The organism is Paenibacillus xanthanilyticus, assembly GCF_042682185.1.
Lineage (GTDB): Bacteria > Bacillota > Bacilli > Paenibacillales > Paenibacillaceae > Paenibacillus_Z > Paenibacillus_Z xanthanilyticus.
Genome location: NZ_JBHUHA010000002.1, coordinates 1963800 through 1986072 on the forward strand (window position 1 = coordinate 1963800; position 22273 = coordinate 1986072).

Genomic DNA, 22273 nt, shown 5'->3' on the forward strand with positions numbered 1-22273 from the left:
CTTCGTTCATCCCTTGCTGCGGCTCACTTCGCCGCTTGTTCCACGCGCTCCCGCTCCGCTTTCGTCAGCTTGGAGACGACTAGCGCGTACGAGTGGTCGATCATCGCGAATATTTCGTCGTCGTCCAGCGATCCGTCCACAAGAACGGTGTTCCAATGCTTCTTGTTCAAATGGTAGCCCGGCTTGACCGCTTCGTGCTGCTCGCGCAAATTCTCCGCAATGGCCGGATCGCACTTGAGCGCGATGGACGAATCGGAGATGAGCGCGAACATTTTGCCGCCCACTTTCATGACGAGCGGCTCCGGACCGAACGGGTAATCCTCGACGGCCGCCTTCTTGCGCTTGCAGTAATCGATAATGGCTTGCAAGGGGGTCTCCTCCTCTATACATAACGGGTCAGCTTGGCCTTGCCATTCCTGCTCCTTCAAGGGCCGGCCTAGCCTCCGCCGTCGCGCTCGCCAGCCGTCGACCGCAGCGCCATCCGCTGCTCGTAATTAGCCCGGCACAGCTCCATGAGCTCGCGACGGAGCCCGCGCTTGGGCGCTACATAGAGCTGCAGGGAACGCTGCCCGCGCCGTCTCAACGCCTGCTGCACCGCCTTGCGGTCGCCGATCTCGCTGACGATCAGCTCGTCCGGCCGGTAGCGCTGCCGATAGCGCTCGACGACGAACCGGTCGATCCCGCCGCCTTCTTCGCCGCCGGCCCACTCGCACAGGTTCAGATCGTGCAGCATCCCTTGGCGGACTTTCGCGACCGCGGCATGGCCATCCCCGAAATAAATCACGTCCTGATCGACCAACGATTCCCGGTCGACGACCTGCTTGTCCGGCACCCGCTCGAGAATGCGGATATGCTCCAGGATATGCGCCGCCCGCTCGAACTCCAGTCTGGACGCGTACAGCTCCATCTTCGCCTTCATCGCTTCGATCAGCCGCTCGCCTTGGTTGGCGAGCAAGGCCGCCGCCTCCTTGGCGCTCGTCCGATAGTCTTCTTCGGCGATCAGCCCTTCGCATACGCCGCTGCATCGCTTCAGATGGTACAGCAGGCACGCCTTCTTCGGCATGGAATCGCAGGTACGCAGCTGAAAATGATCATTGACGAACGTCATCAGCTGATCGCGGAAATACGTGCTCGCGAACGGACCGAACCGGATCTCTTCCGGATCGGGAACGGCAGCAGGCCGAGGCGCAGTATTCGCGCGTCCGAGTTCCGACGCCGATGCGACAGCGTTCGATGCCTGATCGCGACGGACGCGCTCGCGCGAAGCCGCGCTCTCCTTCCGCGCTTCTTCGACGGGACTTGCCAGAAGGGACGATTCGGTGGGATCGGCCAGTCGCGCCTCCTCCTTCGCCGTCCGGCGGTCTCGGTAATGCACGTCCAGCCGCGGGAAACGCCCGTCGGTCATTTTGAGATACGCGTAGCCGCTGTTGTCCTTCTTCAGCGCCCGGTTGAAGGGCGGCTTGTGCACCTTGATGAGATTGTTCTCGAGCAGCAGACTCTCGTGCTCGTTATTGACGACGATGACGTCGATATGCGCGATCTGCTCGACGAGCTGTGCGATCCGCTTCCGGTCGTGCTTGCCCCGGAAATAAGAGGCGAGCCGCTTGCGCAGTGCCTTCGACTTGCCGATGTAGAGAATGCGGCCATCCTCGCCCTTCATGATGTAACAGCCGGGCTTGTTCGGAAAATCCGCCGCGCGGAACGTGTAGGACGACACCCTTGAATCCCCCCGTTAATCGTTAGGCCGCCGGGTGCTCGCTTGCTGACGTCCGGGCTGCCTCTTCTCGTTGACTTCCGACATGATGACGACCAACCGACACGAACATACATTCTTGCCAATAGTGTAGCAGACTCGTCTCAGAGCGGCAACCCGTTATTTTCAAAATTATGGATTTCGCTCCCGAGAAAATAACAAAAAGCAGGCGCATCCTCCCTGACCGGGAACGACCGCGCCTGCTTCAATCCGCCTACTTCCCTTTCCCCTTCGCATCCGCGGCCGCCGCGAACGCAAGCAAGTCCTTGCCGCCCAGCGCTGACTCGAGCAGCTCGGGCAGCCGGTCCGGCGTGCAGCCGAAGCACGGGATGCCCTGCTCGGCCAGCTTCTTGGCGTTGCGCTCGTCGTATGATGGCACCCCGCTGTCCGAGAGCGCCAGCAGGCAGATGACCTTCACGCCCGCCTGGTGCATCTCGCCGAGCCGCCGCAGCATCTCCGCGTTGTTGCCGCCTTCGTACAAGTCCGAGATGAGGATAAAGATCGTCTTCTTCGGCTCCCGCACGAACGAGCCGCAGTACTCGACCGACTTGTTGATATCCGTGCCCCCGCCAAGCTGAATGCCGAACAGCATGTCGACGGGATCGCCCGCGCACTGCTCGGTCAGGTCGACCACCTCGGTATCGAAGGCGACGACGCGCGTATCGAGCGCCGGCAGCGAGGCGAAGATCGAACCGATGACCGAGGCATAGATGACCGATTCGGACATCGATCCGCTTTGGTCGATGTCGAGGATGACGGTCCACTCGTTGCTTTTGCGCGCCCGGTCGAAGAAATAGAATCGCTCCGGCACGAGACGCCGCCGTTCCTCGTTGTAATTTTTCAAATTCCGCTCAATCGTTCGCTTCCAGTCAATCCCGCTGACCGAAGGCAGCGGCGTATGCCGCCGCTTGTTGAGCGCCCCGGTGACCGCCCGGCGAATGTCGCTCGCCAGCCTGCGGGCGATGTCGTCCACGACCGCCCGGATGAACAGCCGCGCCGTCTCCTTCGTCTTCTCGGGAATTTGCCCCTTCAGCGACATGAGCGTCGAGACCATCCGGATATCGGGCTTCACCTTCGAGAGCGTCTCCGGTTCGAACAGCAGTTGGGTCAGCCCCTTGCGCTCGATCGCGTCCGCCTGAATGACGGAGACGACATCCGATGGAAAAAAGCTCCGCACGTCGCCCAGCCACTTGGCCAGCTTCAGATACGAGGGACCAAGGCCCGCGCCGCGCGGACCGCGGGAAGTCTCCTCGCCGTGCGCGTCGCCGTCGTAGATCGCGGCCAGCGCTTCGTCCATGAGCCGCTCCTCTTCCCCCAGCAGGCCCGCGCCGCCCGGCGGCTGCAGCTTCTCGTCCGCGGCATGGCCCAGCACGAGCCGCCATCTTTTGCGCCGCTCCGCGTTATCGTCGGTTAACATCGCGCTATTCTCGCTCCCCTCTCTAGAAGTCGCTAAAATCGAATTCGTCCAGCGCCGCGATGGCCGCCAGCACCTCGTCGGATAGCGGCTGCTGCAGCGCTTCGGCGTCCCGCTGGGCGTCGGCTCCCCACCAATCGCCGAGCAGCTCCGCCACCGCCGCCTTCTCCCGCGCGTCGAAGGCGGCGAACGCCCGGCGCAGGAAGACGAGCGAACGCTTGAACTGTGCCGGCTCAAGCGATCCCAAGTAATCGTCCAGCTGCCCCCAGAGCGAAGGCCGCGACAGCAGCGCGTACCGGTTGCGCATCGACAGCCCCTCGAACCAGCCGGCCCCCAGATCGGCCGGAATGCCGGGCGACAGTCGACGCGCGACTTCCCGCTCGCATTCCGCTTCCGTGACGGCATGCCGCTCCAGCATGATCGCGAACGCGAAGCCGGACAGCCTCGCGTTGCGATCGTCGCGGAAGGCCAGCTCCCGCAGCTGCCGCTTCCACAGCTCGTCGTCCACGGTATCGTACTGGTCCTGCGAGACGGTGTGCATCCGGTTGATGCCGGCCAGCATGGCCTTCGCCGCATCGTCGCTGCACGCGGACGCGTCGATCAGGCCGATCGCCGCCCGGAAGAACAGCTGCGACAGCAGCGGCATAAGAGGCGCGGTGTCCGTCTTGCGGATCGAGCCGTATCGGATCAATCCGGACAGCTCGAACGCCGCGTCCGCGAGCGGGACGAACTGCTGGCCGTCCACCGACAGCCGCTGCAGCGCCGCCCTCGCCTCCTCCATGCAGGCGGGCAGCCCGCAATCGCTGGAGATTCGGATCAGGCGCGAAGCCTCGGCGATATCCGCGCAATCGGCCAGCCGCTCGCGGATCGTGAACGCCGCGGCCCACTCGATCGTCTCTCCCTTCAATGTCGATTCGATCAACTCGATCTCCGCCTCCGGGCTCCACTGCAGCACCCAATGCTCCGCCCAGGCGCCGGCGTCCGCGCGCAGCGCCTTCTTCTTGGCGAACGAGATGCCAAGCAGCGCAAGCCGGTGTAGGAACGTCGAGCGGTTGAGATCGATGAAGGCCGCTTCCTCGGATTTAACTCGTCGGTTCTCGCGCAAATCCAGCTCGAGCTCGCTCGCCTCGGCGCGCTTGTATTTGTCCAGCTTCAGCCGCTTCAGGTTCCGGTTCATGTCGTCCTGGATCGGCGTCTGGCTAATCCCCTCCGGCAAATAGCCGATGTCCGTTCCGATCTCGGTACGGGCCATCGCCTCCGCCACGACCGCGCGTTCGCCGTACCCCAGCGTGACGACGGCCGCATCCCGCAAATCCCGCAGGATCGGCTGGCCGCTGCCCCGCATGGAAGCAAGCGCGGACGCCAGCCGGACGCCCTCGATGACGGAGGCGGTCGAACGGTACGTGCCCTGCTCCCGCAGCCGCTGGGCAACCCGGGTCAGGTAGATCGATGGCAGACGCGCGAGCCCGCCCTCCTGCAGGCATGCCCACAGCAGCTCGAAATACGCCGGCGCCGGATTGCCCGCCCCGTAGCCCGAATGGCTGGACAGCTTGTAGTAGGAGTAAGGCATGAGCGTCCGCTTGGTCGACGTTCGGGGCAGCGCGGCCAGCTGCGCTTCGGACATCGGCGGCAGATCCGCGGTCAGACCGGACACGTGATGCGCCCCGGTGACGACGACGATCCGCTCCGGCGGCACGCCGCTCTCCAGCCTGCGCGCGATCTCCAGCCGCATGTAGCTCTCGCGCACTTCGTTGACGGCCGATTCCACCGGATCGGCGAGCCGCTCGTCATGCTCCAGCAACCCGCGCATCTGGCGCGACAGCTCCTCGATCTCCTGTCGGTAGCCGTCCGTCCGCTCGTCATGCTCGAAATGCCGCTCCCAGTAGCTCTCGTAATCGTCCTCGCCGGCGAACGAAGCGATCCGTTCGTATAATTCGTGCTGCTTGACGTAGAAGTCCCTGCGGGCAGCTCCCGTCCTCCCGGTATCGGGGACGTCGCCCCGATCGTCCGCCTCAGACGATTCCGCGTCATCTCGCGCGCTTTCGCCCGCAGCTGTCCCCTGCGCTTCCGTCTTCGCGAGCGCCTCGGCGTCCTCCGCCTCCCGTCGCGCCGCCTTGCGATAATCGTACAGCGGAATCGAGATGTCCGAGGGCAGATCGATGAACGCCGCGCTCGCGCCATTGGCCGCCGCCCAGCGGAACGCCTCGTATTCCGGCGAATAAGAGGCGAACGGGTAGAGCAGCGTCCGGACCGGCAGGTTCTCGGTATACGCCATGAGCGCGATCGGCGGCACGACGCCGCTCTTCGTCAGTTGGCCGATCCAGTCGCTCGCATCGGCAGGGCCTTCGACGAGCACGACGGCCGGCTTGACCGCGTCCAGAAACCGGCGGAGATGATGCGCCCCGGCAGGCGACAGATGCCGGACGCCGAAGACGTGGACGCGGCCCTCTGCCGAGGACGCGCTCACACGTTCATCTCCCGGCAAGCGTTGTACAGTGGCCGCCATTCCGATCCCCGCTTCTTCATCACGTTCTCCAGGTAGTCCTTCCAGACGCCCCGGTCCTTCTCCTCGTCCTTGACGATCGCTCCTTGCAGCCCGGCCGCCAAATCCTGCGCCTCCACCTCGCCGCTGCCGAAGCTTGCCGCCAGCGCCATGCTGCCGGTCAGCAGCGAGATCGCCTCCGCCGTCGAGATGACGCCGCTCGGCCCTTTCACCTTCTCCTTGCCTTCGAGCGTCACGCCGCTGCGCAGCTCGCGGAAGATGGTGACGACTTGGCGGATCGCATCATCGGCAGGCAGCGCGGCGCCGATCTCGTAGCTATTCGCCAGCTCCTTCACCCGTCTGCGCACGATGTCCACCTCCGTCTCCAGATCGCCCGGCGCCGGCAGCACGATAATGTTGAAGCGGCGCTTGAGGGCGGAGGACATGTCGTTGACGCCGCGGTCGCGCGTGTTCGCCGTCGCGATGACGGAGAAGCCCTTCGCCGCCGCGATCTCGCTGCCGAGCTCCGGCACGGAGATCGTCTTCTCGGACAGGATCGAGATGAGCGCGTCCTGCACCTCCGAAGCACAGCGGGAAATTTCCTCGAATCGGGCGATCCCGCCTTCCTCCATCGCGCGGTAGATCGGACTCTTGATCAGCGCCTGGTCGGAAGGCCCGTTCGCCAGCAGCATCGCGTAGTTCCACGAATAGCGAATTTGCTCCTCGGTCGTGCCCGCCGTCCCTTGAATGACTTTGGACGAGCTGCCGTGGATGGCCGCCGTCAAATTCTCGGACAGCCACGATTTGGCCGTGCCCGGCTCTCCGATGAGCAGCAGGGCGCGGTCGGTCAGCAGCGTCGCGATCGCGACTTCCACCAGCCGGTTGTTGCCGATATACTTCGGCGTGATGACCGTGTCGCCGGCGGTGCCGCCGGTCAGGTACGTGAGGACGGCCCGCGGGGACAGCTGCCAGCCGGCCGGGCGAGGCGCCTTGTCGATTTCCTTCAGTGCGGCCAGCTCGTGCGCGTACAGCGCCTCCGCCGGCAATCTCATCACATTTTGCTTTTCAGCCATGCGTATCGTTCCGCTCCTTTGTCAGCCGGGAATTCGGCGAATTGATTGCGTTTGACATCTTCCAAAATCGGCTCCAGCACGCTGGCCAGCCGCGCGACGGTCTGGTCGGCCAGCAGCGCTTCGAGCGCCGGCGCATAGCTGGCGGGCAGCGAGCGGAGCTGCGCGGACGAGACCGGATCGATATACGCGTATCCGTATTGAGCAGCGAGCTGACGGACGAGCTGACGCATTTGCTCGACGTCCAGCGGCACGCCGGCGATGAACAGTCCAAGCCACAGCGTGTAGGCGATATCCCGCTTCTTGCGCGAAGCAAGAGCGGCGTTCAGCTGCGTCCGCAGGTAGTCCAGCGTCTCCGCGTCCGCTTCGTAACGAAGCAGGTACGGGAGGAGCATCCACGGCAAATCCGCCTCCGCGAGTCGCTTCATCCAGCGCCGGTCGGACAGCGCTTCCGGGAGTTCCGTCCTCTCCGCAGGAAGCGCCCCCTCATCGGGATTCGCCGTATGCCATGACACGTGACGCAGCACCTCGCGCAGATCCGGCACCAGGCCGACCAGCGCTTCCTTGAGCGAAACGGACTCCGCCGACCGCTTGGCAAGCAGCGGCGCGAACCGGTCGTAGACTTCCGCCGCGGTCCAATGCCGGATCGCCGCTCGCAGCCGGAAGCCGGCGAGCCAACCATAAGCGGCGCCATCCCGCGACAGCAGCGCTTCGTCCGCATCGGCGCGCTTCATATCGAGCAGCAGCTGCGCGGCGTATTCCTTCATTCTCGCGTCCGCGCCGGAGAGGAAGATCTCGCTGCCGAGCAGTTCGGACACCGCCTGCAGCGCCCCGTCGCTCCGCTTCCCTTCCAGCGCCTGGATACCGACGGTCAGCCGGTCGAACGAAAGCTCCATCTTCGGCGACGACTTCGCCGGCGGCTGCTCCGGGTTGTCCCGCTTGCTCCGCTCGAACTCCGCCAACGCATCCGCGTAATGTCCCAGCTCGCTGCGGACATAAGCGACGACCCGCTGCTCCAGAGGACCATACCGCGAATGCCTGATCGGCTCGATCACCATATCGTGGTCCTTGCCGGACAGCGCCTCCATCAGCCTCTTCGCGGCTTCCTCATGCTCCTGCAGCGCCAGCGCATCATACGCCGCTTGCCGGATCGCCCTCCTCCCGTCCTGCGAGCGTTCGAGCAGCAAGGGCAGGAAGCCGTCGTAACGGGCGAGCAGGCCGATCGCTTCGATCTGCGGCTCGACCGCGCCTTCCCGCGCCGCGCGCTCGTACAGCGCCAGCTGCTTCTCGCCTTCGATCGCGTGAATGACGCCAAGCATGCGCGCGTCGGCCCTGCCGCCCTGCGCGTCGAACCGACGGAGCAGCACCGGCACGATCTTGGCGCCGATGGACGGCAGCACCTTGCGCGCGAGGTACTCGGCGATTTCCGGCACGTCCCCTAGCCCCTCAACAGCCGGGAGGAAGCTGCGAAAATCGCCGAACACGCCGTCCTCATGACCCTGACGGATGACCTGGAGACGTCCGCCGCCTTTGGACGTCAACGCCTCCAGCACCGGCGCTAGCCTGCGGTACGGGGCCGCCGTCGGACCGGCGCTCGCAAGCGCGTCGATCGGCACGCTCGCTCCCCGCGGCTCGCTCTCGCCTTGCGTATACAGAATCGCATGCAGCAGGCCGCCCAAGTCGAGCAGGGCCGCCGCCGCTTCCGCGCCGCTGGCCTCCGTCGTCCTCTGCACGCCTTCGGCCAGCTTGCGGAATGCGGGCGAGCTCTCCCCCAGCTTGGCCAGCTGCGGATGCAGCTTGAGCAAGCGGGGGTCGGAGGCGGCCAATCCGCTGCCGGCGATGAACAACCTCCGCACTTCCGCGTGCAGTTCCGTTAATATGGCTATACTCATCGGGACATGCTTCCTTTCCGTGAAATGCTAATAAGCAAGCCGTACAATTTCTTGCTCCGTCACGATCGACAGCGGCTGCGCCGTCAGCCGGCCCGTATCCAGGTCGTGGCCGAACAGGACGAGCACCGCGACGTCCGACAATTGAACAGGGCCAAGCAGCTCGAGCAGCGGGGTGGTCGGCGGCAGCCCGCCGCCCAAGTCGTCCAGCGCCAGCCGCCCTCCCCGTCCGTCCTCCAGCGCATAGCCGCCCTCATAGGCGGCCGTCAGCCGACTTGCTCGGAGCAGCAGCGCCGGCCGCTTGACGGCGAGCGGATTCTTCAGCTCGTTCTTGACGATTTTCAGCGCCTCGTTCACCGCGGGCAGCGCATACGAAGCGATGCGGCCGCGATCGCCGGCCGATAGCTCGCGCATCGTCGACGCCTCCCAGCGGACACGCGGGTTCAGCCCGCCCGGATACGTGAACAGCTCCTTGGCCGCCGCCACTTGAAAGAAGCTGTCCTCTTCCTTGATATGTTTCGCCGCGCGGAAAGGCCGGTACGTCAACGTTCTTACGACCACGCCATCCTGCAGCGACACCCAATACCCTTCGTCCACATATTCCCCGCGCGCCTCGTCGGCGTAGGAATAGAAAGCCAGCTGCGCCAGCTCCGCGTCTGCCGAAGCTCGGCCATGCTCGCGAAGCTCGGCCAGCTGCCAGGCGTGGCCGATGCGCTCCTCCAGGACGGTCGCGGCATCCGGTCCTCGCTCGGGATCGGCCAGCCGCGCGTTCAGATAGTCGGCGCTCCGCTTGAGCAGCGCGTGCAGCGCCGTCAGCTGGTGAATCGCCTCCGTATAGATCGCGTCTCGTCCATCCGTCCGCCGCAGCAGCCGCACGAGCGATTCGGCCGAAGCCGCAAGGCCAGGCACGTAATAGCTGCCGAGCTGCTTGATCTGCTGCTCCAACAGACGCGCCATGGCGGCGTCGACCGAAGCGATGCCGCCCTGCGCGATCTGCAGCACCACCTTACTGGCGAGCTCCACGCCCTCCAGCTGCGCGGCGAGCTTCTTGGCGAGCGCCGCCTTGTTCGTCTTCTTGCGCGGGGCTGCGCCGTCCGCGGCGCCTTCCGCTTCCGCCTGACGCTTCTCTTCCCGCTTCTCCTCGCGTTTCTCCGCCTTCTCGCGCTTGTCCGCGATCTCGTCCGGAACCGCGGCGGCCTCGAAAGCGCGGCCTTGCGCGAATGCGTACAGCAGGCCGAGCACGTGCTTGCACGGGAACTGCCGGCTCGGGCAGGAGCACCGGTATACCGGACTCTCCGGCTTCACGAAGTCCGCCGAACAGCGGTACGGTTCTTTCCCGCTGCCCTTACAGGCGCCGAACAGCAGCGTCCCGTCTTCCGATCGGTTCAATTCCGCGAAGCTATTTTTCTTGACCAGGTCTCGGCCGTTCTTGGCCGCCGCCGCGTTCAAGGCGATTGAATCGACGAATGCCTCCGTAACCGTCATCATGCGTGTCATCTCCATCTATGCCGGGATACCCTACTATTTCCACGGCTGGGTTCATTTTTCCTCTTACTCCTATGCGTCGTCCGGCCGTACAAGTCCTAAAAAAAGAACAAAGGGCTGCGCCCTTCGAATCCCGCTTTCTTCCTCCCCCTTCCCCCTCCGCTGAGGGGAACCATAGGGCTCTGCCCAGCTTATGCTTCCGAAGTGAGTTTTCCACTAGAAAACTTCAGGACTCCCTTTTTCGTGCTTGGACGTTTGTTCGCGGTTGGCGGGTTGCTTCGAGCTGGCACGCTCTTGTCCTAATGGACAAAGCTTCATGCGTTTGGAGGGCATCTTTTCAAGTCACCCGGAAATACCGTGACTTGCTACTCCGTGCTGACTCTCGCTATCGTCCGCTGCCGCGGACACGCTCTACGTGATCCATAAGAATAAGTTCTTTGCATAATCTCTAAGCAATAAAAAAACCGGAGGCTTCCCGCCCCCGGTTCGCATTGCTTATACGCCCATCTTTTTGCGCTGGTTGTTGACTTTCTTGTGGTTCTGGCTCTTCATGACCGCTTGGTTGCCGCCATGGCCGTGTTTTTGTTTGCCGCCTTCGGCTTGCTCTTGTTTCTTCTGCGCAAGCTTCTGCTTCACGGCTTCGGCCAGCGAAATCTTCTTCTTCTCTTCCGATTGGACCGATTGTTCTTCTGACATGAGATCACCTCATCTGCGTGTTCTGGTCTTATTGTAGCGTTTTTTCGCGCCGCTTTCCACCTCGGAATTGGGCAAGCACGGTTCGTCTGCCAGTCTCTGCCGCCGACCGGCCGCTTTATTCCCGAAGCGCGTCCTTCAAGCGGGTAGACATCGTCTCCTGCGCCTTCGCCCGGATGACGCCGCGCAGCTTGGCGTTCTCCGCCTGCAGACGCGCGAGCTCTTCGCGCAGCCGCCGGTTCTCCTCCGCAAGCGTCCTCGCGTCCGCCGCTTCCGGCAGCGTTCCCCCTTCTTCCCTCATGAACCGTTCCTCCGTCCGTCCAGTCGACTTCTCGCCACGGTTCATTGTAGCGCAGCGCGAGCTGCCCCTGCAAGCGAGCAAGCATGCGGATCGCTCGGCCAACCGCGCGGCTTTGACTATCGGCTCGAGAAACGCCCGTAACTGGCGGCGAACCGCTTCATGCGCTGGTACGCGCGCCGGTCGATATGCCGCAGCGGATAATACTGCGGATGGTTCGAGTTGACCTCCAGCACCCAGAGCCGTCCGCTCCGATCGAATGCGAAGTCGACGCCCATCTCCCGCATGCCGGCGCGTTTGCCGCTGAGGAGGCGGGCGATGCCAAGCGCCTTGCGCTCCAGCAGCTCGCCGCGCCGCTCGCCCTCGTGCTCGCTCAAGCCTTTGCGGTGCCACAGCTCCGACAAGGTCACCACGCGTCCGCCCTGCGCGTAATTCGTGACGATTTTGCCCTTCACCCCGATCTTGGCGAATTTGCCCGTGACGGTCCACTTGCCGCCTGGCTTGCGCTGCACCATGACCCGCAGGTCATAGGGACTTCCATCGACGGCGTCCAGCTCGACCGCGGCCTGTATGATCATGGGACCTTTCGCCTTCGCCTTCATATGCCCGTACGCCTTTTCGATCGTATCGAACGTTTTGCGGCTCTGCTTGCGCCGGACGGTTGCGAGCAACTCGCATCCGCCCTCTGATCGCGTAACTTTGAAAATCCCCATGCCTAGCGACCCGACATCCGGCTTGATATAGAGGGCCGTGCAGCGCTCGGACATGTTCAGCATGCCTTTGCGCGTAAACCGCACGGTTCGAGGGACCAGCTCCCGCAGTTCATCATCCGCCGACAAATACCTGCATACGCGAAGCTTCCCTCTCAGCGTGGCGCTGTTATAGGTTTTGCGCGTCATGGATATCACCTCGCAATACCTTATGTCCAAGTATGCCGCGGCTCTTGTGTCATTGGCTCGGGTTCAAACGCCGTGTTTTCGCGCGGAATGCCGAGCGCATAAGGAGTTCGTGCATAGGCGATGTTAATAACAGCCATTTGACTGTAAGTTCAGCCTTTCCCCAGTCCTTCCTATAGAGATCGCCACTTCGCCATTATGGATGGCTTGTTCTCTATCTTGGCGTCATTAGGTGTGTACATCCCGTGAAAATGTCATGTATGAGGAGATGCCATCTTGCTCGAATTGCTTATCATAGACTTCTCCGTCATCACAACGTTCTTCTTCTTCACGAGCCGGATCATCTGGAGTCAAAATCGAAGACATTCGCTCTGGAATCGTTATAGGGAAGAAGGGATTGGCGTTCTATTCGGCATCGTGGGCGCGATTCTTTACAGCTTCCCTATCCCCTACTATGATGTATATCCGCTCACCATTCGTTATCTAACCATTCTTATACCGATCTTTTACTTTGGCAACAAATCGGCCATCTATTCGTTCGGTATTAGCTTGATTACGACGGCAATAAATACAGATCATGTTTGGGTCACCGCCTTATTCTTGGTTACCGTTGTCTTGACCGGAATGGTCGGGTTGATCGTTTCGAAGCAAGTCTGGTCGTTATTAAAAAAATTAATCGTCAGCAACACGATCAGCATTGTACTGTTTACCGCGACCATCATCTTGATCGAGAAATATAACCACATGCTATACGGCTCTATTCGGTCCATGGAGATCTTGAGAATCGTTCTTTTCTTTATTATCGAATCGTTTGCGGGGATGATTACCTTTCACTACATCGGCAGGTTAACGAAGGAGAAGGTCCATGCCGAGCATCGACTGCATGAATTAAACCAACAATTGCAGGTGCTTGCGCATTCGGACGGATTGACCGGTTTGTTTAATAGGCGCTATTTCAACGAGAAATTAGAGGAGCATTGGAGTTTGTTGCGCACGAATAATGACCCGCTTTCCGTGCTCTTGATCGATGTGGATTATTTCAAGAAATATAACGACTACTACGGTCATCTTGCCGGAGACGAGTGTTTGAAGCATGTGGCGGCCGCGATTCAAGGATGTATCTATCGCACGAGCGATATCGTAGCCCGTTACGGAGGAGAAGAATTCGCGGTTATTATGCCCGACACGGATAAAGCCGGGGCCATAAAGGTTAGTGAACGAATCCTAGAACGTATTCGGTCCTTGAATATCGCGCATGAACCCTCGGACAAAGGCAGGCTTACCCTCAGCATTGGTTTAGCAACGATAATTCCGACAGCCGATTTAGTGCCAAGTGCAATAGTCGAGCGAGCAGATATCGCACTCTATAAGGCCAAAAGCAGCGGAAGAGACCAAGTAGCGGTCAACGGTCCCCCCCATGCTGACCCGCTCCTTATTGGACAGTCCGCAGATCCCGAGGAAGTCCCTTTTGGCACATTAAAATGATTATCAACCTGAAGAAAGCCGCTGTGAACCGAAAAATAGCAAATGGCGTCGCAGGGATAAGACCCTGTAGCACGCCATTTTTTTATGCAAGGGGGTCGGATAAAGTCTTCCTTTCAAGCTTTTTTCAATGCCGAACATTGCAATAACATCTGCTTCAATCCAAACAACGAGATCGCCTCAACCTGCCTGCTTGGACAGGTGGTTGGCGATCTTTTTTTGCGTTCCGGCGGATTTCAACAGGCGTTAAAACGCCTTTCGCCAATTCCCCATAAATCTTGCGTTTGTGAAGCCCTTTGCAAATGGCTGCTGTGAAATAGCCAGGCCCAGCGAAATCCAGCCGATTGGCGGCAACTTTTCGCCCCGGCCATCCGTCTTCTATTACGCTATGAAACTTGCAGACCGCACTTGCAAGCTTTCGATTGTTTACAAGCCCGCAATAAGCCGTAGATAGAATCGACAACATTCTCGCCTACATCGGGTAATAGACTAGAAGGAGATGAGAGCCATGACAACCACTACGCGCAAACGCACCAATCGTTTAGCCGCTCTGCTGCTCGGCGCCGGACTGCTAGCGGGCTGCACGATGACCGGCGTCGTCGACGCGACCGCCCACGCCGCGGCCGCCTCCACGTTCCTGTACGACAACGCGGCCGTCCGCACCATCACCAAGAACGCGGCTGGCAAAACATTCGTCACGAATATGCAGAGCACGGTCGTGCTCGTGAATAAGCAACGCAATTTGCCGTCCACTTACGTACCGGCCGATCTGGTCAAGCCGAACGTGCCGTTCTCGTTCGCAGGCAGCAGCCCGAAGAAACAAATGCGCAGCATCGCCGCGGGCGCCTTGGAGAAGCTATTCGCCGCCGCCAAAAAGGATGGCATCAAGTTGACCGCCGTCTCGGGCTATCGCTCTTATGCGACGCAGAAGGCGATCTTCGACCGCAACAAGGCGATCAAGGGCGCAGCCGTCGCCAACAAGACGAGCGCCCTCCCGGGGCAAAGCGAGCATCAGACGGGTCTTGCCATGGATATATCGAGCGCATCGGCCGGCTATGCGCTCGAAGCGAGCTTCGGCGATACGAAGGAAGGCAAGTGGCTGGCGAAGCATGCCGCCGATTACGGCTTCATCATCCGATACGGCAAAGGCATGGAGAAGCTGACCGGCTACTCGTACGAGCCCTGGCATGTCCGCTACGTCGGCGTCTACATCGCCAAAGAAATCACGAATAAGCATCTGACGTTGGAGCAATATTTGGCCCAATATAATTGAAATTCGCATGGAACGCGACGCGCGGGGAGTCGACCAATCACAGACGCTCCAACTCGCGGCATGCGCGTACAACCGCACCGCGAAAGAACGCACCGCTCGGGAACGAGCCGGTGCGTTTTTTTTTGCGAGGCGTTATGGGTGATACTCGTGAATGAGTTCCATTTTCAAATCCCACGCCTTACGGCTTAAGGTTACCCGATACTCCTCCGGATTAAGCATGCGCCGAATTTCGGGCCGGAACAACGTCAGTTGGGATTCATGATACGCACGAATCGTCTCCACGTCGGGCAGGACATACACCAGCTCTCCGTTCACGTAGATATCCCGGAGCAGCCGCACGCTCTCGTAGTCATGAAGCGTTTTGCTGCGGTACGGGGTCGCCGGATCGAACAGCAGCAGCGGCGCGCCCTCGCGGGGTTCCTGCTCGCTGCCCAGCGCGATGTAGTCCGCCTCGGCCCGGCCGCTCTGCCGGTTCAACAGCCGGTACGTCTCCTTGACACCGGGATTGGAGACTTTCTCGGGATTGCCCGAAATCTTGATGACCGGCTCGTAATCGCCGTCCTTCTCCTTGGCGACGAGCTTGTAGACGCCGCCGAGCGAAGGCTGGTCCGCCGCCGTGATGAGCTGCGTCCCGACGCCCCACACGTCGATCCGCGCGCCCTGCGCCTTCAAGTTCATGATCAGATTCTCGTCCAGATCGTTCGACGCGATGATTTTCACGTGGGGGAAGCCCGCCTGATCGAGCATCGCGCGCGCTTCCTTCGAGATGAGCGCCAGATCCCCGCTGTCGAGCCGGATCGATTGCAGCCGCTTGCCCTTCGCCTCCAGCAGCTTGGCTGTCTTAATCGCGTTCGGCACGCCGCTCTTCAGCGTATCGTACGTATCGACCAGCAGCGAGACTTGATCCGGCAGCGCCTCCGCGAACTTCGCGAACGCCTCCTCCTCCGTGTCGTGCGCTTGAATCCAAGCGTGGGCATGCGTCCCTTTGGTCGGAATGCCGAACAGCATGCCCGCCCGCAAATTCGATGTCGCATGGAAGCCCGCGATGTAAGCGGCTCGCGCGCCCCATACCGCCGCGTCCGCTTCCTGCGCGCGTCTGGTGCCGAACTCCAGCAGCGTGTCGTGCGGGGCGACCTGCTTGATCCGCGACGCCTTGGTAGCTATGAGCGTCTGGTAGTTCATGAAATTAAGGATCGCCGTCTCGATGAGCTGCGCCTCGAAAATACGGGCTTCCACCCGGATAATCGGCACGTTCGGGAAGACAAGCGTCCCTTCCGGCACCGCGCGAATGCAGCCCGTGAACCGGAAGCGCCTCAGTTCCTCCAGAAACCCCTCCTGATAGCCTTCCTCCTGCTGCCGCAGATAGTCGATCGTCTCGTCGTCGAACGCCAGATGCTGAATATACGAAACGACTCGCTCCAGCCCGGCGAACACCGCGTAGCCGTTGCCGAACGGCAGTTTGCGGAAATAGGCTTCGAATACCGACTTCTTGTTCAGCGAGCCCTGCATCCAGTGGGCGTACATCATATTGATCTGGTACTTGTCCGTATGTAGGCTCAGATTCGAGTAGTTCATGTCGTCACTCCTGTCCGCGCGCCGCCGCTGTCGGCTGGATCCTGTTTTACGTAGTTTGCCAATAAGGCATCTTCCTAATCATCGCCGCGCATCATGCGCCTACTATACCGGATCCGGCAGCGATCGCATACCCCCTTCTACCCGTCCCCGCCCTGCCGTACGCCTTCCAAGCGCGCATCCCATCTCCAATTCTGATCGGATTTAACGCCAAAAAACCGTGCACCGCACAACTTGCATGCGCGGCGCACGGCCTTATCCATCCTGCTCTCATGGTCTACATCACCTTCTTAACCGGACGTTTCGTATAGCGGTTCGCATACGCCGAGGCGGCGTACGACTCGGGCTTGACCCGGGCGAGGAAGACGCCCGACGCTTCGACCCGCTCCACCATCTCTTGGACGTAGAGCGACGTCTTGTTCACGACCGGCTCGGTGCCGGCGTCGATATCGATAAAAGACTCCAGCGACGCGCCTTGGTATACATAAGGGAGCAACGGGGCTTCCATCATGTGCAGCAGATCATCCGCGAAATAAGCGGCAAGCTCCTGCGAGAGCGATGTTTCATAGGAGAGCTTCTCCCGAAGGCTCAACACCTCGCGGGGAAGGACGACGACCCGGTAACACGCCCAGGCGCCTTTGCCCGGCCGATGGAGCACGATGCCGGTGACGAATTTCGTGTAGCCGCGGAATACTTGGGAGTCGGTGCCGATGACGAAATGATACGCGCACCTGGGGTCTTGGCCGATAAAGCGAAGCATCCGGTTCATGACGTCCTCGAGCGTCATGCCGCTCTCGCTTACGTTTTGGAAGCGCAGATCGCCCCATTTTGAAGCCTGCTTGCTCATTCGAATCACTCCTTTTCTTCTAGGGAAGACAATCGGTAATCCGGGTTCGGACGGCGGCAGTGAAGAGCGCGAAGCGAGCGCAAAATCCAGCTAAAGCAGGTTTATTCGGCAGGCGAAAGGTTCTATGCCTTTTTCCCTGCACCAGGGCCACGACGTCCGCCAGCAATGCGGGATGACCGGTTATCTTATATGCTATTGTATTCAGGAAATGGCCAGGCGGAAGCGCGCACGTCGCGCTTTTGCGTCTGACGAGCATCGGTTCGTTCCGGTGAAACTCCTTCAGCGCGTATTTGTGCCCCGTGGTGTTTCGTGTTCCCTTTCAACTTGCTTACCTCCTTGGTTTAGGCTTGCTGCGAAATAAAAAAGCTGTCGGCCCGCTCGTTCCCCTTGTCCCCCGCTTCAGTCAGGTAGGGTGAAACGCCGCGATCCCGGCAGCTCGAATGGCCATTGCTCACGTCGACGCGCATGCTGGCGGCGCCTGACGTGCAGACGCGCGGCGCGCGCGAGGCGCCCTTGCGGGTACGAGCGAACGGCCGGCCGAACAGCCGGCAGACGCGGTTCCTTCTCCATGCGGTTGAATGCTTGCTGCAGCTGAACATGAAACGTAATGATCGTTCTCATGGCGGGAACGCCTCCTTTTCTCGTTAGAATGGGAATAAAAAAAGACCGCGGGACGGGCGCCGCCTTACGTCCTTGGACGAAAGAACAGCCGCCAGCCTGCAGCCTCCTAGCCAGATGCGTACGGGAATGCAAGGACAGGCCTGCTCATCGGCAGGCGCGCCTTGTCCGTACGGTTCCGGGGAAGCCGCCATGACGATCGATCGCGAAAGGGTGCACGGAATCCGCCAGCCCTTCTCGCGTGGTCATGAACGTGCGTTCGTACTGCTGCAGCTTCGCCAAGTTCTTCATCATCCGTGCCTCCTTTCGCCCTCGCGCTCTAAATTAGTGGCTATCTTATCACGGCCTCTTCCGAAGCGTCAACCACTTTATGGGTCCCTTTTCAAAAAATTCAAGGAACCTGCGCCGCCTCTTACCCGCACGGCTGCCCGTTAATGTAATACATCTCCTCGCGGTACACCTTGAACGCCAGCTCGAGGTCTGGCACCCCGACGCTGCGCAAATGCCGCGAAACCGCTTCGGCGAACCGATTCCGGACGTCGTCGCCCCGCTCGAACCAGGCGGCTTCCACGAACGGATAGCTTACCCCGCCCTCGCCGCCAAAGATCGGCGCCGTCTCCAGCAAATCCACCGTAAAATTGTCCGTGCCGCATTCGCAAATCTCCGCCAGCTCAGCGACGAGCGGGCCGGCCGCGGCCGCCAGCGCGTCCCGCGCGATTCCCCTGAACGTTAATTGAGGCATACTTGCAGCTCCTTCCAATCGAACTTGCCCCCATCTTACCTTGACCTTTCTCGGCTGTCCAGGGCGCCATCTTCCCGGATTATTTTCAAATGAATGACAATTTTCACGAAAAAGGGGCAAAATATGCGCGAATTTCAACTATTCTTTTGTCATTCGATCGATTTCTTTCTATAATAGAGGTACAACATGAAAGTTTAGGAGACGATGGTTGTGACGAAATGGGGAAGAAACGAGCTCTGTCATTGCGGCAGCGGGCTCAAGTACAAACGTTGTCATTTGGGGAAGGATGAGCAAGCGGCCGGATCGGGAACGTCTAGCGCGGCGCCTGTCATCGACCCGACGACAATCGACATTCACGAGCTGATCGAGGGATTGACGTGGAGCAGCGAAGCATATCGTGAACTCTCGAACGAGCTTGTGGCCAATATGCAAGGCCGCTATGAACCGGATACGGTTTATTTTGCCGTTATTCTGTGGAATCGTTTCTCCGCCGAGACGCAGCCGGTCTACCGCAAATCCGGCGTGTATTGCGCGGCGATCGAGTTTTTCTTCAACGGCGGCACGATGGCCGAGCTGGCATCGAAGTACGAGGTTTCTTCGTCTACAATGTCCAAGCGCTACCAGGAAGTATTCGATTTCGCGCTTTCGCTCTCCTTTGGCGCGGGGCTCGCGTAAGTCAACTGTTCGCTCCCTCTCAATGAAACCGCCCGTTCGCTCCGTCGAACAGGCGGTTTTTGGCGTTATCCGCCAGGTCCTTCCGTTTTTTTATATAGGCCCCGTTTGCCCGCCCTGCTACAATGGTAAAAACAAGATATCACTCTTAACCTGGACAGCCAGAGGTAGAAAGGGGCTGCAACCAATGAGCTCATTGGACATCGACTTTCGTTCCATCGTCCATTATTCGCCGATCGCCACGGCCGCGCTGACCGCGGAGCATGGCGAAATCGCTTATGCCAATCCGGCCTTCTGCCAATTGGCCGGCCACGAGACGCAAGCCGAGCTTCGCGGCCTCGCGTGGACGGACCTGGCCGTACCATCGGGCACGGAGTTGCCCGATCACGGCGCCTTCGCGCAGGCGGTCCTCGCTTCGCAAGACGGCCGCATCGAGCGGGAGCTGCAGATCGCGCTGAAGAACGGGGAACTCGTCCCGGTCCGCGCCCACCTCTATCGCATCGGAGACGGCCATCCGGCGCCGGCTTTCCTTATGCTGCAGCTGATCGACCTGACCGCTATCCGCTCGGAAGAACGGAGGCTGCGCAAGGAGCTGGAGATGCTCTCGCTCATTACGGAATATACGCAGGACGTCATCTCGTTCAGCGAACCCGACGGTACGCTTCTGTATTGCACTCCTTCGATGCTGCCGGTGCTCGGCTATGATCCGAGCTCCGTCGTCGGCCGCAACCGGATCGAATTCTACCATCCCGACGATGCCGAAGAGATGCGCAAGGACCGCTCCAAGCTGTATTCGGACCGGGATACGTTCATTCGCCGCGCCAAGCATAACGACGGACACTATATTTGGCTGGAGATCGTCTCGCGCATTATCCGCCACCGTGAGACGGGCGAGCCGTCCAAGGTGCTCACGATCACCCGCGATATTACCAAACGCAAGCAATACGAGGATACGCTGAACCGTGCCCAAGAAATCGCGCATATCGGATGCTGGGACTGGGATTTGTTGAGCGGCCGTCTGACCTACTCCGAGCAATTGCGTCGGATCTTCGATGGTCAGCTGCCCGACGTCGCCTACTCGCTGGATTCCATGCTTCAATGCGTTCATCCGGATGACCTGCCAAGGGTGCTCTCGGCGGTCGAGCGCATGCGAACCGGGCAGCACGGCAGCGATCTCACCTACCGGATCTGCTTGCGGGAGGGCGATCTCCGCGTGCTTCACGCCCAATGGGAGCCGGAACTCGACGTGAACGGCAATCCCGCTCGCATCATCGGCATGATTCAAGATATTACGCAGCGCGAACGCTATATTACGCAGATCGAGCAGCTTAGCCATGAGCATGCGCTCATTCTGAATACGGTGTCGGAGGGCATCTGCGGCTTGGATATGGAAGGACGGTGCACGTTCATTAACCCGGCTGGCGCGCGCAAGCTCGGCTATTCGATCGCCGACCTCGAGGGTACGAAGTGCTTGAATCAAATTCAGCAGACCGCGCCGGACGGCAGTCATTATGCCATTGGGCAGACACCGATCCATGCGGCGATTCTGCTCGGGGAAGATCCGGTATGGAAGGAAGGCGTCTTCTGGCGTAAGGACGGATCGAGCTTTCTGGCCGAATATCGGGTGACGCCGCTATACGATAACGGCATGCAGATCGGCGCAGTCGTGAACTATCACGACAAAACGAGCCAGAAGGAAGTTTTGCGCGCCAAAGAAATGGCCGAGCAGGCCGACCGGGCCAAATCGGAGTTTCTGGCCATCATCAGCCACGAGCTGCGGACGCCGATGAACGGCATCGTCGGCATCATGGATCTGCTGACCGATACCGAACTAGACGACGAGCAGCGCGCCTATTTGGACATTATCCGCAAGAGCAGCGACTCGCTGCTGTACATTCTGAACGAAGTGCTCGATTACAGCAAGCTGGAAGCGGGCAAAATGTCCATCATGCACGAACCCATCGATATCGCGCATCTCGTGGAAGGCGTGCTGACGCTGTTCACGCCAGCCGCGCAGGAGAAGCAGCTGGCGCTCGCGTCGGTGCTGAACGAGTCGATCCCTCCGGTCTTCATGGGGGACGGCGCCAGACTGCGGCAAATTCTGATCAATCTGGTCGGCAACGCGGTCAAATTCACGGACAGCGGCGAAATCTCGGTCACCATCGAGCGGCTCGCCAATCCCGACCCGCACGCGCTTACGCTCGCGTTCTGCGTGAAGGACACCGGCATCGGCATTCCCGTCCGGCTGCAGGGACAATTGTTCCAGTCGTTCTCCCAGCTCCACCCGTCGCTGAACCGCAAATACGGCGGCACCGGGCTTGGCCTGTCGATCTGCCGCAAGCTGGTTGAATTGATGGGCGGCATCATCGGCGTCGATAGCGCGGAGGGGACCGGCTCCACCTTTTATTTTACGCTGCCGTTCGGCACGCTCTCCGCGCCGGAACCTGCGGACGCCGAGCGGGCCGAGAACGGCTCGCCCGCGGATGCGAAGGTTCTGTTTCCGGCAGACGGCCAGCGGCGATAACTCAATCTTGCACGTCAAACAGGCAGCGGCCGATGCCGCTGCCTGTAAATTATGTACTCGGAGGATTGCACCTGTGAAATCAACCATTCAAGTTCGCTTATCCCAAGCGGCGGACGCCGCTTCGCTCGTCGCCATCGACAACAGCGGCGTCTGGACGCCGGCCAACGCGCCGGTACCGCTCGCCGGCAAGACGGCGGCCGAGTTTGCCGCGCAGAATCCGCCCGGCAGCCAACTGGTCGCCGTCATCGCAGACGTCGTCTGCGGCTACGTCGGCTTCCGCGCTCCGACGCCGCTGCCGAGCAACGCGCACGTCGTGCAGCTCGACATTGCCGTCCACCCCGACTACCACCGAATGGGCATCGGCCAGGCGCTCATCGAAGCGGCGAAGACGCACTGCGCCGCCCAAGGCAAGCGCAAGCTGTCGCTGCGCGTCATGGCCACCAACCCGAAAGCAATCGCGTTCTATAAGAGCTGCGGCTTCATCGAGCAGGGACGGTTGGTCGACGAATTCGTTGTGGACGGGCAGTACGTCGACGACATCATGATGTACGTCATGCTCTAGA

General features: G+C 60.7%; 20 protein-coding genes. 5 read left to right on the top strand and 15 right to left on the bottom strand.

The window, feature by feature from the left end; all coding sequences use genetic code 11:
- Positions 1-23: 23 nt before the first annotated feature.
- The 10 genes from ACFSKT_RS26000 to ACFSKT_RS26045 form a co-directional block, all read right to left on the bottom strand.
- Positions 24-368 carry an MmcQ/YjbR family DNA-binding protein gene (locus tag ACFSKT_RS26000; RefSeq protein WP_377719480.1) on the bottom strand — a complete coding sequence of 115 codons (345 nt, stop codon included), beginning with the start codon at positions 366-368 and terminating at the stop codon, positions 24-26.
- Positions 369-436: 68 nt separating this feature from the next.
- Entirely contained in the window at positions 437-1717 is a 1281-nt protein-coding gene (locus tag ACFSKT_RS26005; RefSeq protein WP_377719479.1) for a GIY-YIG nuclease family protein, read from the bottom strand.
- A gap of 250 nt (positions 1718-1967) precedes the next feature.
- A complete protein-coding gene (locus tag ACFSKT_RS26010; RefSeq protein WP_377719478.1) occupies positions 1968-3170 on the bottom strand; it encodes a VWA domain-containing protein in 1203 nt (400 codons plus the stop codon).
- Between the two features lie 22 nt (positions 3171-3192).
- Positions 3193-5634, bottom strand: coding sequence for a DUF5682 family protein (locus ACFSKT_RS26015; RefSeq protein ID WP_377719477.1), 2442 nt, complete (start codon positions 5632-5634; stop codon positions 3193-3195).
- Positions 5631-6722, bottom strand: a complete 1092-nt coding sequence (locus ACFSKT_RS26020; protein WP_377719476.1) for an AAA family ATPase — start codon at positions 6720-6722, stop codon at positions 5631-5633. Before ACFSKT_RS26020 ends, ACFSKT_RS26015 begins: the two co-directional genes overlap by 4 nt.
- Positions 6701-8611 (bottom strand): hypothetical protein, encoded by a 1911-nt coding sequence (locus ACFSKT_RS26025; RefSeq protein ID WP_377719475.1) that lies wholly within the window; start codon positions 8609-8611, stop codon positions 6701-6703. The genes ACFSKT_RS26020 and ACFSKT_RS26025 overlap by 22 nt, the downstream gene beginning before the upstream one ends.
- A 27-nt stretch (positions 8612-8638) precedes the next feature.
- Entirely contained in the window at positions 8639-10096 is a 1458-nt protein-coding gene (locus ACFSKT_RS26030) for an SWIM zinc finger family protein (protein WP_377719474.1), read from the bottom strand.
- 492 nt (positions 10097-10588) lie between these two features.
- Positions 10589-10789 carry a hypothetical protein gene (locus ACFSKT_RS26035; protein ID WP_377719473.1) on the bottom strand — a complete coding sequence of 67 codons (201 nt, stop codon included), beginning with the start codon at positions 10787-10789 and terminating at the stop codon, positions 10589-10591.
- A gap of 115 nt (positions 10790-10904) precedes the next feature.
- Positions 10905-11087, bottom strand: coding sequence for a hypothetical protein (locus tag ACFSKT_RS26040; protein ID WP_377719472.1), 183 nt, complete (start codon positions 11085-11087; stop codon positions 10905-10907).
- A gap of 116 nt (positions 11088-11203) precedes the next feature.
- Complete coding sequence (locus ACFSKT_RS26045) at positions 11204-11983, bottom strand: YheC/YheD family protein (protein ID WP_377719471.1); 780 nt, start codon at positions 11981-11983, stop codon at positions 11204-11206.
- A gap of 273 nt (positions 11984-12256) precedes the next feature.
- Here ACFSKT_RS26045 and ACFSKT_RS26050 point away from each other — a divergent pair, with 273 nt between their 5' ends.
- The gene (locus ACFSKT_RS26050; RefSeq protein ID WP_377719470.1) at positions 12257-13465 is read left to right on the top strand and encodes a GGDEF domain-containing protein; all 1209 of its coding nucleotides are present in this window, start codon (positions 12257-12259) and stop codon (positions 13463-13465) included.
- A gap of 505 nt (positions 13466-13970) precedes the next feature.
- Positions 13971-14735, top strand: coding sequence for a M15 family metallopeptidase (locus ACFSKT_RS26055; RefSeq protein ID WP_377719469.1), 765 nt, complete (start codon positions 13971-13973; stop codon positions 14733-14735).
- A 132-nt stretch (positions 14736-14867) separates the two neighbouring features.
- Here the strand turns inward: ACFSKT_RS26055 and ACFSKT_RS26060 are convergent, their stop codons facing one another.
- The 5 genes from ACFSKT_RS26060 to ACFSKT_RS26080 all read right to left on the bottom strand — a co-directional run bounded on the left by ACFSKT_RS26060 (position 14868) and on the right by ACFSKT_RS26080 (position 18514).
- Positions 14868-16310, bottom strand: a complete 1443-nt coding sequence (locus tag ACFSKT_RS26060) for a nicotinate phosphoribosyltransferase (RefSeq protein WP_377719468.1) — start codon at positions 16308-16310, stop codon at positions 14868-14870.
- 274 nt (positions 16311-16584) lie between these two features.
- On the bottom strand, positions 16585-17154 hold the full coding sequence (locus ACFSKT_RS26065) for a ribonuclease H-like YkuK family protein (protein ID WP_377719467.1): 570 nt from the start codon (positions 17152-17154) through the stop codon (positions 16585-16587).
- Positions 17155-17553: 399 nt separating this feature from the next.
- Positions 17554-17775 carry a hypothetical protein gene (locus tag ACFSKT_RS26070; RefSeq protein WP_377719466.1) on the bottom strand — a complete coding sequence of 74 codons (222 nt, stop codon included), beginning with the start codon at positions 17773-17775 and terminating at the stop codon, positions 17554-17556.
- Positions 17776-17919: 144 nt separating this feature from the next.
- Entirely contained in the window at positions 17920-18066 is a 147-nt protein-coding gene (locus ACFSKT_RS26075) for a hypothetical protein (RefSeq protein WP_377719465.1), read from the bottom strand.
- Positions 18067-18184: 118 nt separating this feature from the next.
- The gene (locus ACFSKT_RS26080) at positions 18185-18514 is read right to left on the bottom strand and encodes a DUF1904 family protein (protein ID WP_377719464.1); all 330 of its coding nucleotides are present in this window, start codon (positions 18512-18514) and stop codon (positions 18185-18187) included.
- A gap of 210 nt (positions 18515-18724) precedes the next feature.
- On the opposite strand from ACFSKT_RS26080, the gene ACFSKT_RS26085 reads away from it, so the two are divergent.
- The 3 genes from ACFSKT_RS26085 (at position 18725) to ACFSKT_RS26095 (ending at position 22272) form a co-directional block, all read left to right on the top strand.
- Entirely contained in the window at positions 18725-19189 is a 465-nt protein-coding gene (locus tag ACFSKT_RS26085; RefSeq protein ID WP_377719463.1) for an SEC-C domain-containing protein, read from the top strand.
- A 184-nt stretch (positions 19190-19373) separates the two neighbouring features.
- Positions 19374-21710 carry a PAS domain S-box protein gene (locus ACFSKT_RS26090; protein ID WP_377719462.1) on the top strand — a complete coding sequence of 779 codons (2337 nt, stop codon included), beginning with the start codon at positions 19374-19376 and terminating at the stop codon, positions 21708-21710.
- A 73-nt stretch (positions 21711-21783) separates the two neighbouring features.
- Positions 21784-22272 carry a GNAT family N-acetyltransferase gene (locus ACFSKT_RS26095; protein ID WP_377719461.1) on the top strand — a complete coding sequence of 163 codons (489 nt, stop codon included), beginning with the start codon at positions 21784-21786 and terminating at the stop codon, positions 22270-22272.
- Position 22273: the final 1 nt, after the last annotated feature.

Excerpts from the sequence above, each read along its gene's own strand:
- ACFSKT_RS26010 (WP_377719478.1), bottom strand. The coding sequence starts at position 3,170 with ATGTTAACCGACGATAACGCGGAGCGGCGCAAAAGATGGCGGCTCGTG.
- ACFSKT_RS26020 (WP_377719476.1), bottom strand. The coding sequence starts at position 6,722 with ATGGCTGAAAAGCAAAATGTGATGAGATTGCCGGCGGAGGCGCTGTAC.
- ACFSKT_RS26025 (WP_377719475.1), bottom strand. The coding sequence starts at position 8,611 with ATGAGTATAGCCATATTAACGGAACTGCACGCGGAAGTGCGGAGGTTG.
- ACFSKT_RS26030 (WP_377719474.1), bottom strand. The coding sequence starts at position 10,096 with ATGATGACGGTTACGGAGGCATTCGTCGATTCAATCGCCTTGAACGCG.
- ACFSKT_RS26035 (WP_377719473.1), bottom strand. The coding sequence starts at position 10,789 with ATGTCAGAAGAACAATCGGTCCAATCGGAAGAGAAGAAGAAGATTTCG.
- ACFSKT_RS26040 (WP_377719472.1), bottom strand. The coding sequence starts at position 11,087 with ATGAGGGAAGAAGGGGGAACGCTGCCGGAAGCGGCGGACGCGAGGACG.
- ACFSKT_RS26045 (WP_377719471.1), bottom strand. The coding sequence starts at position 11,983 with ATGACGCGCAAAACCTATAACAGCGCCACGCTGAGAGGGAAGCTTCGC.
- ACFSKT_RS26055 (WP_377719469.1), top strand. The coding sequence starts at position 13,971 with ATGACAACCACTACGCGCAAACGCACCAATCGTTTAGCCGCTCTGCTG.
- ACFSKT_RS26060 (WP_377719468.1), bottom strand. The coding sequence starts at position 16,310 with ATGAACTACTCGAATCTGAGCCTACATACGGACAAGTACCAGATCAAT.
- ACFSKT_RS26065 (WP_377719467.1), bottom strand. The coding sequence starts at position 17,154 with ATGAGCAAGCAGGCTTCAAAATGGGGCGATCTGCGCTTCCAAAACGTA.
- ACFSKT_RS26070 (WP_377719466.1), bottom strand. The coding sequence starts at position 17,775 with ATGAGAACGATCATTACGTTTCATGTTCAGCTGCAGCAAGCATTCAAC.
- ACFSKT_RS26075 (WP_377719465.1), bottom strand. The coding sequence starts at position 18,066 with ATGATGAAGAACTTGGCGAAGCTGCAGCAGTACGAACGCACGTTCATG.
- ACFSKT_RS26080 (WP_377719464.1), bottom strand. The coding sequence starts at position 18,514 with ATGCCTCAATTAACGTTCAGGGGAATCGCGCGGGACGCGCTGGCGGCC.
- ACFSKT_RS26090 (WP_377719462.1), top strand. The coding sequence starts at position 19,374 with ATGAGCTCATTGGACATCGACTTTCGTTCCATCGTCCATTATTCGCCG.